The sequence below is a fragment of the Streptomyces sp. WM6386 genome (genome assembly GCF_000972385.1).
Classification (GTDB): domain Bacteria; phylum Actinomycetota; class Actinomycetes; order Streptomycetales; family Streptomycetaceae; genus Streptomyces.
This window is the reverse complement of record NZ_JXTE01000041.1, coordinates 63623-77416: the sequence shown is the minus strand read 5'-3', so window position 1 is coordinate 77416 and position 13794 is coordinate 63623. Positions and strand designations below refer to the sequence as shown.

10 protein-coding genes are annotated in these 13794 nt (G+C 72.2%); all 10 read left to right on the top strand.

The genetic code is table 11. From position 1 onward, the window contains the following. On the top strand, positions 1 to 529 hold a 529-nt coding region (cysD, locus tag TN53_RS24520), incomplete at its 5' end, for a sulfate adenylyltransferase subunit CysD (protein WP_046260786.1). Positions 530 to 531: 2 nt separating this feature from the next. Further along, positions 532 to 1860 carry a sulfate adenylyltransferase subunit 1 gene (locus TN53_RS24515; RefSeq protein ID WP_046260785.1) on the top strand — a complete coding sequence of 443 codons (1329 nt, stop codon included), beginning with the start codon at positions 532 to 534 and terminating at the stop codon, positions 1858 to 1860. Positions 1861 to 2091: 231 nt separating this feature from the next. Next, on the top strand, positions 2092 to 3195 hold the full coding sequence (locus tag TN53_RS24505; protein WP_046260783.1) for an aliphatic sulfonate ABC transporter substrate-binding protein: 1104 nt from the start codon (positions 2092 to 2094) through the stop codon (positions 3193 to 3195). A 35-nt stretch (positions 3196 to 3230) separates the two neighbouring features. After that, positions 3231 to 4016, top strand: a complete 786-nt coding sequence (locus TN53_RS24500) for an ABC transporter ATP-binding protein (protein ID WP_046260782.1) — start codon at positions 3231 to 3233, stop codon at positions 4014 to 4016. Then, a complete protein-coding gene (locus tag TN53_RS24495) occupies positions 4003 to 4887 on the top strand; it encodes an ABC transporter permease (RefSeq protein ID WP_046260781.1) in 885 nt (294 codons plus the stop codon). The genes TN53_RS24500 and TN53_RS24495 overlap by 14 nt, the downstream gene beginning before the upstream one ends. Positions 4888 to 4894: 7 nt before the next feature. After that, a complete protein-coding gene (locus tag TN53_RS24490; RefSeq protein ID WP_046260780.1) occupies positions 4895 to 5644 on the top strand; it encodes a sirohydrochlorin chelatase in 750 nt (249 codons plus the stop codon). A 123-nt stretch (positions 5645 to 5767) separates the two neighbouring features. Continuing rightward, positions 5768 to 8014, top strand: a complete 2247-nt coding sequence (locus TN53_RS24485) for a hypothetical protein (RefSeq protein WP_046260779.1) — start codon at positions 5768 to 5770, stop codon at positions 8012 to 8014. A 3-nt stretch (positions 8015 to 8017) separates the two neighbouring features. After that, positions 8018 to 9268 (top strand): TRAFAC clade GTPase domain-containing protein, encoded by a 1251-nt coding sequence (locus tag TN53_RS24480; RefSeq protein WP_046260778.1) that lies wholly within the window; start codon positions 8018 to 8020, stop codon positions 9266 to 9268. Further along, the gene (locus TN53_RS24475; RefSeq protein ID WP_046260777.1) at positions 9265 to 12021 is read left to right on the top strand and encodes a GTPase-associated protein 1-related protein; all 2757 of its coding nucleotides are present in this window, start codon (positions 9265 to 9267) and stop codon (positions 12019 to 12021) included. Before TN53_RS24480 ends, TN53_RS24475 begins: the two co-directional genes overlap by 4 nt. Then, positions 12018 to 13658: a TRAFAC clade GTPase domain-containing protein gene (locus TN53_RS24470; RefSeq protein WP_046260776.1), complete on the top strand. Its 1641-nt coding sequence runs from the start codon at positions 12018 to 12020 to the stop codon at positions 13656 to 13658. The genes TN53_RS24475 and TN53_RS24470 overlap by 4 nt, the downstream gene beginning before the upstream one ends. The last annotated feature ends 136 nt before the right edge of the window (positions 13659 to 13794 follow it).

Genomic DNA, 13794 nt, shown 5'->3' with positions numbered 1-13794 from the left:
GTTCGACGCGGTCTTCGGCGGTGGCCGGCGCGACGAGGAGAAGGCCCGCGCCAAGGAGCGCGTCTTCTCCCTGCGCGACGAGTTCTCCCAGTGGGACCCGCGCCGCCAGCGCCCCGAGCTGTGGAACCTCTACAACGGCCGGCACGCCCCCGGCGAGCACGTCCGCGTCTTCCCGCTGTCCAACTGGACCGAGCTGGACGTCTGGCAGTACATCGCCCGCGAGGGCATCGAGCTGCCGGAGATCTACTTCGCGCACGAGCGTGAGGTGTTCTCGCGCTCCGGCATGTGGCTCACTCCCGGCGAATGGGGTGGCCCCAAGGACGGCGAGAGTGTCGAGAAGCGCCTGGTGCGCTACCGGACCGTCGGTGACATGTCCTGCACCGGCGCGGTCGACTCGGACGCGGTGACGCTGGACGACGTCATCGTCGAGATCGCCGCCTCCCGGCTGACCGAGCGGGGCGCGACCCGCGCCGACGACAAGATGTCCGAGGCCGCGATGGAAGACCGTAAGCGCGAGGGGTACTTCTAAGCATGAGCACGACCACGGAACTCTCCGAGACCACGCTCCTGCGGTTCGCCACCGCCGGCTCCGTCGACGACGGCAAGTCCACGCTGGTGGGCCGGCTGCTGCACGACTCCAAGTCGGTCCTCACCGACCAGCTGGAGGCCGTGGAGCGCGCCTCGACCGCGCGCGGGCAGGAAGGCCCCGACCTGGCGCTGCTGACGGACGGTCTGCGGGCCGAGCGCGAGCAGGGCATCACGATCGACGTGGCGTACCGCTACTTCGCCACCGCCAAGCGCCGGTTCATCCTCGCGGACACCCCGGGGCACGTGCAGTACACCCGCAACATGGTGACGGGTGCCTCCACGGCCGAGCTGACGGTGATCCTGATCGACGCCCGCAACGGTGTCGTCGAGCAGACCCGCCGGCACGCCGCCCTCGCGGCGCTGCTGCGGGTGCCGCACGTGGTCCTCGCCGTGAACAAGATGGACCTGGTCGACTACCAGGAGTCGGTGTTCGCAGCGATCGCCGAGGAGTTCACGGCGTACGCGCTCGAACTGGGCGTCCCGGAGGTCACCGCGATCCCGATCTCGGCGCTCGCCGGTGACAACGTGGTGGAGCCGTCCGCGAACATGGACTGGTACGGCGGCCCGACCGTCCTGGAGCACCTGGAGACGGTCCCGGTCACCCACGACCTGAGCCACTGCCACGCGCGGCTGCCCGTGCAGTTCGTGATCCGTCCGCAGACCGCCGAGCACCCCGACTACCGGGGTTACGCGGGCCAGATCGCCGCCGGTTCGTTCCGTGTCGGCGAGTCCGTGACCGTGCTGCCGTCGGGCCGTGGCTCGCGGATCGCCGCCATCGACCTGCTGGGTGAGCCGGTCGGCATCGCCTGGACGACGCAGTCGGTGACGGTCCTCCTGGAGGACGACATCGACATCTCGCGCGGCGACCTGATCGTGCCCAGCAAGGACGCGCCGCCGACCACCCAGGACATCGAGGCGACCGTCTGCCACGTGGCCGACGCACCGCTGACCGTCGGCCACCGGGTGCTGCTCAAGCACGGCACCCGCACGGTGAAGGCGATCGTCAAGGACATCCCGTCCCGTCTCACGCTCGACGACCTGTCCCTGCACCCGCACCCGGGGCAGCTCGTCGCCAACGACATCGGCCGGGTGAAGATCCGCGCCGCGGAGCCGCTCCCGGTCGACTCCTACTCCGATTCGCGGCGCACCGGCTCGTTCATCCTGATCGACCCGAACGACGGCACCACGCTCACCGCGGGCATGGTCGGCGAGTCGTTCGCGTCCCCCGAGCCCGTCAAGGACGAGTCCGACGACGACGGGTGGGACTTCTGACATGAACTCCACCGACTACTTCTCCACGTTCGCGAAAGAGGGCGGCCGCGTCGGCAGCGGTGCGCTCGGCAGCGGACAGGGCGGAGTCGCGCGATGTGCGCGATGACGTACGCGCACTGCCTGCGCGCCCTGTCCCCCCATCCGACGTCCCGGAAGCGACGAAGACCTGCCGACCTCCCGGCCACGACCTGAGAGACCGTGACCGCCGGGCCTCCGAGAGGAACACCTCCCGTGCCTGCAACACACGCCTTCCGCCGCACCTTCGCGGTGATAGCCGCACTCCCTCTCCTGACCCTGGCCGCCTGCGGCTACGGGTCCGACGCCAAGGACGACGACACCGCCAAGGTCGCCGCCGGGGCGAAGAAGATCGACGGACTCGACTCCGTCAAGATCGGCTACTTCGGGAACCTGACCCACGCCACCGCGCTGGTCGCCAACCAGAAGGGCTTCTTCCAGAAGGAGCTCGGTGCCACGAAGGCCTCGTACGCGACCTTCAACGCCGGTCCGTCCGAGATCGAGGCGCTCAACTCCGGTTCCATCGACATCGGGTGGATCGGCCCCTCTCCGGCGATCAACGGCTACACCAAGTCCAAGGGCACCAACCTGCGCATCATCGGCGGTTCGGCGTCCGGCGGTGTGAAGCTCGTCGTCAACCCGAAGAAGATCAAGTCCCTGAAGGACGTCAAGGGCAAGAAGATCGCCACCCCGCAGCTGGGCAACACGCAGGACGTGGCGTTCCTCAACTGGATCTCGGAGCAGGGCTGGAAGGTCGACGCCGAGAGCGGCGCGGGTGATGTGTCGGTCGTCCGCACCGACAACAAGGTGACCCCGGACGCCTACAAGTCCGGTTCCATCGACGGCGCCTGGGTGCCGGAGCCGACCGCGTCGAAGCTGGTCGCCGAGGGCGGCAAGGTGCTGCTCGACGAGGCCGACCTGTGGCCGGACAAGAAGTTCGTGATCACGAACGTCATCGTGTCGCAGAAGTTCCTCAAGGAGCACCCGAAGGCTGTCGAGGCGGTCCTGAAGGCCTCGGTCGAGACCAACAAGTGGATCAACGCCAACCCTGACGAGGCCAAGGCCGCGGCGAACAAGCAGCTGGAGGCGGACTCGGGCAAGGCGCTCCCGACGGACGTCCTGGACCCGGCGTGGAAGTCCATCCAGTTCACCAACGACCCGCTGGCCGCCACCCTCAACACCGAGGCGGAGCACGCGGTCAAGGCCGGTCTGCTGGAGGACCCGCTGCTGGACGGCATCTACGACCTCACGCTTCTGAACAAGGTCCTCAAGGCCGCGGGTGAGAGCACGGTCGACGACGCCGGTCTCGGCGTCAAGTAAGTCCTGACCCCCAGAGTCCCCAGGAGGTGACGACCATGGCCACCGCGGTTGCCAAGGCCGAGCAGGCCGAGTCAGTCGAGTACGCCGCCCGGATCGAGCATGTCTCGAAGTCCTTCGCCGGTCCCGCCGGGCAGCAGCTCGTCCTCGACGACATCACGCTCGATGTCGCACCGGGCGAGTTCGTCACCCTCCTGGGGGCCTCGGGCTGTGGCAAGTCCACGCTGCTCAACCTGGTGGCGGGTCTCGACGACCCGAGCGCGGGCAGCATCAAGACGGACGGGCGCCCGGCCCTGATGTTCCAGGAACACGCTCTGCTGCCGTGGCTGACGGCGGGCAAGAACATCGAACTCGCCCTCAAGCTCAGGGGAGTTCCGAAGAACGAGCGGCGCGCGAAGGCCGAGTCGCTGCTCGAACTCGTGCGGCTGCAGGGCGCGTACGGCAAGCGGGTGCACGAGCTGTCGGGTGGTATGCGCCAGCGCGCGGCGCTGGCCCGGGCGCTCGGCCAGGAGAGCAGCCTGCTGCTGATGGACGAGCCGTTCTCGGCTCTCGACGCCATCACGCGGGACGTACTGCACGACGAGCTCACCCGTATCTGGCAGGAGACCGGGGTCTCCGTCCTGTTCGTCACGCACAACGTGCGCGAGGCGGTGCGGCTCGCGCAGCGCGTGATCCTGCTGTCGTCGCGCCCTGGCCGGATCGCGCGCGAGTGGACGGTCGGCATCCCGCAGCCGCGCCGTATCGAGGACGCGCCCGTGGCCGAACTGTCCCTTGAGATCACCGATGTACTGCGTGGGGAGATCCGCCGTCATGGCCAGCACTGACACGACACCGGTTCAGGACGCCGGGAGCGTAGAGGCGGGCCTCGACGCACTGGACACCCAGGTGACGGGCCGGCCGCCGTTCCGGCAGACCTTCCGCGAGAAGATCTTTCCGCCGCTCGTCGCGACCGCCGTGGTCCTGGTGATCTGGCAGGCGCTGATCTCCCTCGACATCGTCACCGACCCGACCAAGCTGCCCTCCCCCGGCGATGTGGCCGCCGAGTTCAAGGACGCCTGGCTGGAGGGCAAGCTCCTCGGTTACATCTGGACCAGCGTCGAGCGCGGTCTGTTCGGCTTCCTGCTCGCGCTGGCGATCGGCACCCCGCTGGGTCTGATCGTGGCCCGGGTGAAGTTCATCCGTGCGGCGATCGGACCGGTCCTGTCGGGCCTCCAGTCGCTGCCGTCGGTGGCCTGGGTGCCGCCGGCGGTCCTGTGGCTGGGTCTGAACAACTCGATGATGTACGCGGTGATCCTGCTCGGTGCGGTCCCGTCCATCGCCAACGGCCTGGTCTCCGGCATCGACCAGGTGCCGCCGCTGTTCCTGCGGGCGGGCCGCACGATGGGCGCGACCGGCTGGAAGGGTGCCTGGCACATCGTCCTGCCGGCCTCGCTGCCGGGCTATCTGGCCGGTCTGAAGCAGGGCTGGGCGTTCTCCTGGCGCTCGCTGATGGCGGCGGAGATCATCGCCTCCTCACCCGATCTGGGCATCGGTCTCGGCGCGCTGCTGGAGAACGGCCGCAACGCCAGCTCCATGCCGATGATCTTCGAGGCCATCTTCCTGATCCTGTTCGTCGGTATCGCCGTCGACCTGCTGGTCTTCAGCCCTCTGGAGCGGCGGGTGCTGCGCAGTCGCGGTCTGCTGGTGAAGAGCTGAGGTTCGCATGCACAAGAAGCCGGTCCGCCCCGTCCTTTTGGTGATCGCCCACGGCAGCCGTGACCCACGGCACGCCGCGACGGTGCACGCCCTCGTCCGCCGGGTGCGCTCCCTGCGCCCCGGGGTACGGGTGGAGACCGGCTTCCTGGACTTCAACATTCCCTCCGTCCAGGGGGTGTTGGAGTCGCTCGCGGCGCAGGGCGTACGTGACGTCGTCGCCCTCCCGCTGCTGCTGACCCGCGCGTTCCACGCGAAGGCGGACATCCCCGCGGTCCTCAGGGACGCTCCGCCGCAGCTGCGGATCCGCCAGGCGGAGGTGCTGGGCCCGTCCCCGCTCCTGCTGTCGGCGCTGGAACGGCGTTTGTACGAGGCGGGGTTGACGCCCGCCGACAAGTCCTCGACCGGGGTCGTGCTGGCCTCGGCGGGGTCCACGGACCCGGAGGCGATCGCAGTGATCGCAGAAATCGCGCGGGAGTGGCGGCGCACCGGTTGGTGTGCCGTGCGGCCTGCGTTCGCCTCCGCCGCACTCCCCCGCACGCAGGACGCGGTGCGGGAACTCCGTTCCCTGGGCTGCTCCCGGGTGGCCGTCGCACCGTACGTCCTGGCCCCCGGCCGCCTGCCGGACCGGATCGCGCGGGGCGCGGCCGAGGCGGATGTGCTGGCCGATGTGCTGGGGGCGTCGCCGGAGGTGGCGCGGGTGGTACTGGAGCGGTACGACGAGGCGCGAGTGCCGGTGCTGGCGGTCGTCGGAGCCTGACCGGGAAGTCCCGGAAGTCGCTCCTACTGGTCCGACCTGCCCCGATTCCGAAAAAACTCCTCCTGTACACACGGGTTTCTGCTGGGATGGTCCCTCGAAGTACAAGTCGGGGGAGCGCTACACGTGGCGGGTCGGGTTTTCGGGCATCACCTGGGGCTGCCCAGGGCGCTTACCGGGCTGCCCCTCAGCCCGCTCGTCCCCGGCTACGGCACGCTCGCCAAAGCCCAGCACGCGGCGGGATTACGGCACGCCGGCGAGGCCCTGACGCCCGCCGGCGCCGGACTGGCCGTGCTCGACGGTCTGTACGTGCCGTCCGGGCCGCGCGGCCGCCGGCGGGTCGACGAGGCCTTCCTGGACCACCTCGCCCGGCGGACCGCGACTCCGTCGGCCGCCGTCGCCGCACTGCTGGCCGCCGCCCACCGGCGCGATCCGCAGGCGCCGCGCAGGATCGTGCTGTACCAGCTGATCGGCCTGCTCCAGGAGCGCCCCGCTACCGAACGGCCGCGCGTCGCAGCCGAGTTGGGGGTGAGCCCCGAGGAGGCCGTCGCACTCGTCGCGGCCGCCCGATTACGGCCCACCCTGAACCGGCTCCAACGCGAAGCCGCCGAGTCGCTCGCCGACGCCTGGGAGCGGCACCGGCTGCACCGGGTGCGCACCCTGCTGGAGCGGCTGCCCGAAGGCGGCGGAGATCGGACCGGCGATCAGGGTCTGGAGGCGCTGCGGGCCGCCCTCAGCGCACGGCTGACTGTCGTCGACGCGGCCCTCACGGCGGCGCGGGAGGCCGACGGGCGGCGGGACGCGAAGGCCGCGGCCGAGGAGTATCTGCGCGCCCTGCACGAGGCCGCCGACGACCGGCGGGCCCTGCGCGGCCTGGTCCGCGTCCACGGGCCCCGCGGCGGACAACCCGCCCCTCTCCACGCCGAACTCGCCTTGGGACACGTCGATTTGGACTGGCAGGACACCGACGCCGATGGATACGACGACTGGCGGCTGCTGTGTCTGCACCAGGACGAGAAGGGCAAGGCGAAAGTGCGCGAGGTGGCGGCCACGGGCCTCGCGGCCCGGGACACGGCCGTCCCGCTCGGCAGCACCGTCCGCTACGCGGCCCTCCCCCTGCGCGAGGGCCGCGCGGCCGGGCCGCCGCTTGTCTCGCACCGGCTGCTGGTCACCCCCGAGGCCTCCGGGCTGAAGCTGACCGACGGGCCGCAGTGCGTCGAGGGCTCCTGGCAGCCGCCACCAGGAGCTGTCGAGGTGACCGTGGAACACACCGGGCTGGACGGCGTCACCGGGCAACTGCCGTCCCTCATCGACGGGTTCACCGCCACCGGCCTGCCCGCCGGCGAGCATGCCTTCCGGGTCGTGTGCCACTACCGCGCCCCGGGCGGCGCCCTAGTCCCCTCCCCCGGCGTGCGCGCCGCCCGTACCGTCCACCCCTGGCCCGAACCGGTGCACACCCTCACCGCCCGCGCCGACGGCGAGGCACTGCGGTGCGATTGGACCGGCGCGCGGGGCGCCGAGGTGCGGCTGGTGCGGTGGCCCGGCGAGACGCCGGCGCCCGGAACCCGGCTGTGCACGGACGAACTGCCGAACCGACTCGACCAGGACGGGGCACTGCTCCGGCCACCCGCCGGGCACCTCCGGCTCGCCGCCGTCGCAGTGCTCGGCGCGCGTGCCTTGGCCGGCCCCGCGGTCGATGTCGAAACACTGCTGCCGGTAACCGGCCTGGCCGCCCGCCGACTCCCGGCCGGCCAGGCCGAGATCACCCTCGACTGGCCCGACGGCGCCGGTCATCTCTTGGTCACCTGGGAGCTCCTGGACACCTCGGACTCCCTGGACTCCTCGGGCTCCTCGGGCGGCGGAGCGGTCCGTGGTGAACGGACCGTCACCGCGCATGCCTTCCGGCGCGGCGGACTGCAGTTGTCGGTGGGGCCGGGCGGCGTCCGGATCCGGGCCGCCGGGGCTCCCCGGACGTCGGACACGGTCGTCGTGCCCGCCGCGACCGCGGAGGTGCTGCTGCCGCCGGACGCCGCCATCGACTACCAACTCGTGCGCCCGCCGAGGAAGTTCTTCCGGCGGGACGGTGGCCGTACGCTGCTGCGGGTCAGCCTCACCGCCCCGGGCGGCCATCCCTGCGTCCCCGAGTTCGTGTGCGTCGCCCGCAGCGGCACGCTCCGCCCCCGCAGCGCCACCGACGGCACCACCGTGCTGCGGATAGCCGGCACCGACCTGACCCGCCACGGCACGGTCGAGCAGGAGCTGCCGGCCGCGCCCTGCCCGGCCCCGTATACCCTGCGCGGCTTCCTGCTGGGAGAGCACGCGGCCGCCGTCCGCCTCGAAGAACCGTCCCCCGCGACCCTGGTGGTGCGCTGAGCCATGACAACCGTGATCTGCCCGTACTGCTTCGACCGAGCGCCGGCGGCCAAACTGCCCTACCGCTGTCTGATGACCCCGAGCGGGGTGCGTGGCGGCGCGCCCTGCGGTCCCGAACGCGACGACGTCTGGGCCGGGTTCATGGGACCGAGCGTGCCCCCGGCGGCCCGCATGCGCGGTCCCGTCTTCCTCCCGGCCCGGGGCGTCGCCGCCCTGGCGGCCGGGGTGCGCGGTGGCGGCAGCAGCGTGTCCTGTCCGGGGTGCGGGGTGACCACGCCGGTGCGGGTGTGCCGGTCCTGCCACAGCGACCTGCCCAGCGACTACTGCGACCAGGACAGCCGCATCATCGCGCTGGTCGGGGCGAAGGCCTCTGGCAAGAGCACCTATGTCTCCGTGCTGGTCAACGAGCTGAACCAGCGAGTCGGGCAGTCCTACCAAGCCGTGCTGGCCGCGATGGGGCAGAGCACCCAGCAGCGGGACAAGGAGATGGCGGAGGACCTGTACGACCGGCTGCGGCTGCCGGACGCCACCCGGCCGGCCGCCCTCGGCTTCAACGACCCGCTGCTGTACCGGCTGAGCGTGCCGCGCCGCAGCCGTATGGGCTCCGGCACCCGGCACACCACGCTGGTGTTCTTCGACGCGGCCGGCGAGGACCTCGCGGGCGCCGAGGCGATGGACCGTTACACCCGTTACCTCAGTGCTGCGGACGGCATAGTCCTGCTGGTCGACCCGCTCCAACTCGGCTCTGTCCGCGACCGATTGCCCGTGCACGACGGCCCTCCGCTGCCCGTGGTGGAGACCCCGCCGCGGCAGATCGCCGCCGACCTCGCGGCCCAGTTGCGCGCACACGGCAAGGGCGGCTCGCGCGGGCGGGTGAGCACTCCGATCGCGGTGGCCGTCACCAAGTCGGACATGCTCAAGCCGCTGCTCGACCCGCACTCGCCGCTGCTCGCCAACGCCCCGCACACCGGGGGCGCGTTCGATGAGGACGGCAGGCTCGCCGTGCACGAGGAGATCCGGTCCCTGATGGCGGACTGGGACGCGGGTGCCCTGGTGCGCCAACTGGAGCTGGACTTCGCCGAGTTGTCGCTGTTCGGGCTGTCGGCGCTCGGTGCGCCACCGCCCGCCGACGCACCGGCGGACGTACCGAAGTCGGGGCCGCGGCCGGTCCGGGTGGAGGATCCGCTGCTGTGGCTGCTGGTCCGGCGCGGGCTCCTGCCGGTGCGCAGCGCGGGAAAGGGGCGAGTCAAGTGACCCTGGCCCAGCTGCACTACACGTCGGCGCCGCCGGGGCCGGACGGCTCCGGCTTCCGGTTCACCGCGGTCAGTACGGGCGTGCCGCAGGGACTGCTGCGGGAGGCGGAGCAGCTCATCGGGTACGAGCCGCCCCGGGACTTCCCTGCCCGCCCCGACGACGTACAGCTCAAGTCGTTTCCCAGGGCGTTCAGTTTCAGCGAACTGGCCGACGGGGGGCGTCTGTTGAGCCGTGCCGTCTACACGGGGTCGGACTACAGCGGCCGTTGGGGCAACTTCCACGCGCACGCCCTGCACCTGCCGGCCGGTGCGCGGCTGCCGGAGGGCGCACTGCCCATCACGGCGTGGGAGTCGCCCCGTTGGGCCGACACCACTCCGCCGGGCGGCCGCCCCGAGCCGATCGACCGCTTCGAACCCTCGGGGCTGATCAGCAGGGACTCCCTCGTCGCGTTCGCCGTGTCCCGGTCCGACCGGCTCGCCGCGTTCTTCGCCGACCTGCGGGCTCTCGCCACGGACCCGGGCACCGGGCAGCTCGTGCTCGTCGAGCACGACAGCGCCGACGTGGCCCGGTGGATCGCCCTCGCCTGCACGGTGCTGCCCCGGGAACAGGCTCACCGGCTGACGTTCACCACGTACACCCGCCGGCCGCAGCAGGCCCGCCAGCAGATCGTCGGTGCCCTGCCGTCGTCGGAGTTTGTCGCCCACGACCACCGCTACCGGGTGCACGACTGCACCGGCCGCGCGCTGTCCGAGCCGGTCGCGGACGCCTGGGCCGACGTGTGCGCCCGCATCTGGTGCGCGGGCCGGCCCGAATTGTTCCTGGACGCCCCCACGGAGGCCGGTCCGCTGGCGGTGGATGCACTGGCCGCCGGGATCGAGTTGGGCACGGACGGCCGTACAGCGGCGGCACGGTGGGCGGCCGAGCAGGCGGGCACGCTGCCGTACGCGACGCTGACGGAGCTGGTGGGCGCGTTGTCCACGGACAGCTCGGGTAGCGCCCAGGCGCACCCCGGAACCGACGGTGAACAGGCTGCGCTGGCCGCGCTGTTGGCCCGGCTGGAGGGGCAGACACCGGCGGCCGTGACGGCTCCGCTCGCCGCGCGCGTGCTGACCTCGGCCGTCCTGAGCGGGGGCCCAGTCCCGGCGTTGCGGGCCGGATCACTCACACCCGCAGCGCAGGCCGGTCTGGCCCGGGAGCTGGCGCCCGCCCTCCGATCGGGCATCGCCGACCTCCGCGAACCGGGCGCCGGCCGCCCACTGTCCCTGCTCCGCATCGCCGACCTGCTCGACATCGACTGCCAGGACCTCATCCCGGAACTGGCGGGCCGACTCGCCACGGCCCTGGTCGCCGAGCCACCGACCGACCCCGCGAACCGTTCGCTCGCGGACACCGTGGCGCACCCCGCGGGGTACGACCCGAGTGGCCCTGTGGGGTACGGCCCCGGCCGCCCTGCGAGCCTGCACCCGGCGGGCGGCACGGGCAGCGGCGCATCGGGGGATGCTTGGGGCCGCACCCCGGCAGGCAGCACCGGACGTGCCGCGGCCGACCCCTCGGGCCGCTATCCGGCGAACTCCTTGCGCTCACCGTCAGCCGATGCCCCAGCTCGCTCGGGTCACCCCCCGTACCAGTCCGCCCCCGACGCGTCCGCACGCCCCGCCGCTCCCTGCCCGCCCGCCCTTGTCGACGCCGTGCATGAGCACCCCGCCCTGCGGCTCGCGCTCTTCGGGTCCCTCAACGCGCTCGCCGCCGCCGATCCGCCGGCCGTCGCGCGCACGCTGGCCGGGGCGGGGCTCCCCCTCCATCTACAGCCCGGCAACCCCCATCTGCAGATGTGCGCTCTGGCGGGCGGCACGAGCGGGTCCGGGGTCCGGCTCAGGCGATTCCATGAGGTGCTGCGGGCCGCCGGAGTCTCGCCGCACGCCGACACCACGGTGCTGAGCACCGCGCTCCGCCTGGTGTGGAGCGGCGAGCTCCCTACCGCGGAGGAGGCGAGCCGACTGCTCAACGAGCTGGGGTCCGACATCCACCGTTCGGCTGGTACCCGGGATCTGCTGATCGACGCCGCCCTCGCCGCATCGCCGGACGACCGGGACGTACCGGCTCTGGCCGTGGAGTTGCTCACCGCCTTCTCGGCCGAGCTGCGGCCCGGGCAGCGCGCGGCCCTGCTTCTGCTGGAGCTCGCGGGACTGCTGGGCACGGACGGCGAGGGCGAGAACTGGGTCACCAGGGTCCTGCAACTGCGGGACAGCGCGACCGGGCCGGTGCCGGACACGGTGACCGAGCGGGTCTTCAGCACGCTCGCGTGGCGGCTGCTCAAGGGGCCGACCCCCGAGAGCGAGCTGTACGCCCTGGCCCGGTCGGCCGAGCCCCGGCTGCTCGCGGCGTACGAAGAGGCGGGCCGTTCGGACCGGGTGGGCGACCGGCTGCGAACCGTGCCGTCATACGTCGCCCGCTGCTTCTGCGCGTGGAGCGCCTACCCCGGCACTCAGCCTGCCTGGGACGAGACGCGCAACGCCCTGCTGACCAAAGTGCTGCGACCGATCGTGCGGGCGCTGCCCGCCGAGGACGTCGCCGCCGTCGAGCAGACTCTCGGCCACGTCGGCCGGGGCATGCTCGACGCGTTCCGCACCTGGAACCGGCCCGGCGCGCTCGGCCGGCTCGCGGGACGCCTCTCCGGCCGTGGCCGGCGCGGAGAACAGTCCCCCAATCGGCACGGGGACATCGAACCACCGTCCGACGGAGGCCGTCGATGAGCGACTACATTCCCCTGCTGGTGCTGGTCGGCTGGACCGCGCTGATCGCCGTCGGGCTGTGCCTGGGCTACGTGCTGTGGATATTCCTCGGCATCGGCGTGGGCGCTGTGTGGCGGGGTCTCGGCCCGTGGCAGACGGGCGGCCGGGACCAGCGCGTACCCGTCGTCGGGGCGGGTGAGCCCGCTCATCTCGGCTACTGGTGGCGGCAGATGTGGGTGGACGCCGCCTCGGCCGCTGGGTACGGCGTACGAGTCGTCTGGACGGCGTTCTCCGACCCGTGGGCCGGCCGGTACGTGGACAACCTGTTCCACGGCCGCAACCCCAATGGCCGGCGTGGCACCTCGCCGGGCACCCGCATCTGGCTGACCGTATTCGTGGGACCCGGTACCGCCGCGGGCGCGCTGCTCGGCGCCGTGCTCGCGACCGTCCTCCTCGGCTCGGTACTGGCCGTGTTCGCCCTGCTGCTCGGCCTGGTGTGGCTGGGCTGCGCGGCGGCCGTGCCGGTGCTGCGGGGCGTGGAGCGCGGCTGGATGCTGGCTCGCGGAGTCCGGATCAAGTGCCCCTATCCCGGCTGCTATCTGGCCGTGCCTTTGCCCATGTACCGCTGCTCGAAGTGCCGGGCGGAACACCGCTCACTGCGCCCCGGGCGGTACGGCGTGCTGTGGCACGCGTGCGCGTGCGGGCACCGGCTGCCGACGACCAGGATCGCGGGCCGGACGAAGCTGACGTCGCTGTGCCCGCACTGCGCTCAGTACCTGCCCGAGTCGGCCGGCACCACCCGGGTCGTGCACGCGCCGCTGATCGGCGGCACCTCGTCCGGCAAGACGATGCTGATGGCGGCCATGGTGGAGGGCCTGCACAGCTGTGCCCGGCGCGGCGAGCTGACGGTCGAGTACGCCTCGGACGACGACCGCCACACGGCGAACGACCTCAACCAGAACCTGCAGAGCACTGGTTGGGCGCGCGCGACGACCACCCCTCAGCCGCGCGCCCTGATGCTGGCGGTGACCTGCGGCCGGCGGCGCAGACTGCTGTACCTGTACGACCCGATGGGCGAGACGGTCAGCGATGCCGAACGGGTGCGCGCCCAGCACTACCTGGCGCACACGCACGGCGTGATCCTGGTCGCCGACGTGTTGGCCGACGCGAAGGTGCGCGGCCGGCTCGCCGAGGAGGACACCCGCCGGGCCCAGGAGGCCCGCCCCTCGTCACAGGGCCCGTGGGACACCTATCAGCGACTGACGGGCGAGCTGGCGGCGCTGACCGGACGGCGCTCGAAGCTGTCCGTGGCCACGGTCGTCACCAAACGGGACGTCCTGGACCAGCTGGTGTCGCTGCCGGTGCCCGGCGCGCGGATCGACACCTGGCTGGAGGAGATCGGCCTGGGCGGCCTCGTACGGGCCCTCGGCCATGACTTCAGAGCCGCGCGCTACTGGGCGGTGAGCGCCCACGCGGCCACCGGCACCGGCCCGTTGGAGAGCGAGCAGCGCCGGGCCGCCGAGCCGGTGCTGTGGCTGCTCGCAGCCTCCGGGCTGAGGACGGGCGCGCTCACCGGGCCTGGCGGCGAGGGCGGCAGGGAGCGCAGGATCAGGCTGCGCGGCAACGGCGACCGTGAGAGGAAGTACAGCCCGGCATGACTCAGGTGACCCCACCGATCGGACGCGGACGGCGGATGACGGCGAGCCTGTTCATCACCGCCCTGGTGCTGACACCGGCCGCCCTGGCCCTGCTGGTGCGGTGGCTGCTGCTCTGAACACCGAGACCTGAAGAAAC

Excerpts from the sequence above, each read along its gene's own strand:
- TN53_RS24470 (WP_046260776.1), top strand. The coding sequence starts at position 12,018 with ATGAGCGACTACATTCCCCTGCTGGTGCTGGTCGGCTGGACCGCGCTG.
- TN53_RS24500 (WP_046260782.1), top strand. The coding sequence starts at position 3,231 with ATGGCCACCGCGGTTGCCAAGGCCGAGCAGGCCGAGTCAGTCGAGTAC.
- TN53_RS24495 (WP_046260781.1), top strand. The coding sequence starts at position 4,003 with ATGGCCAGCACTGACACGACACCGGTTCAGGACGCCGGGAGCGTAGAG.
- TN53_RS24490 (WP_046260780.1), top strand. The coding sequence starts at position 4,895 with ATGCACAAGAAGCCGGTCCGCCCCGTCCTTTTGGTGATCGCCCACGGC.
- TN53_RS24515 (WP_046260785.1), top strand. The coding sequence starts at position 532 with ATGAGCACGACCACGGAACTCTCCGAGACCACGCTCCTGCGGTTCGCC.
- TN53_RS24480 (WP_046260778.1), top strand. The coding sequence starts at position 8,018 with ATGACAACCGTGATCTGCCCGTACTGCTTCGACCGAGCGCCGGCGGCC.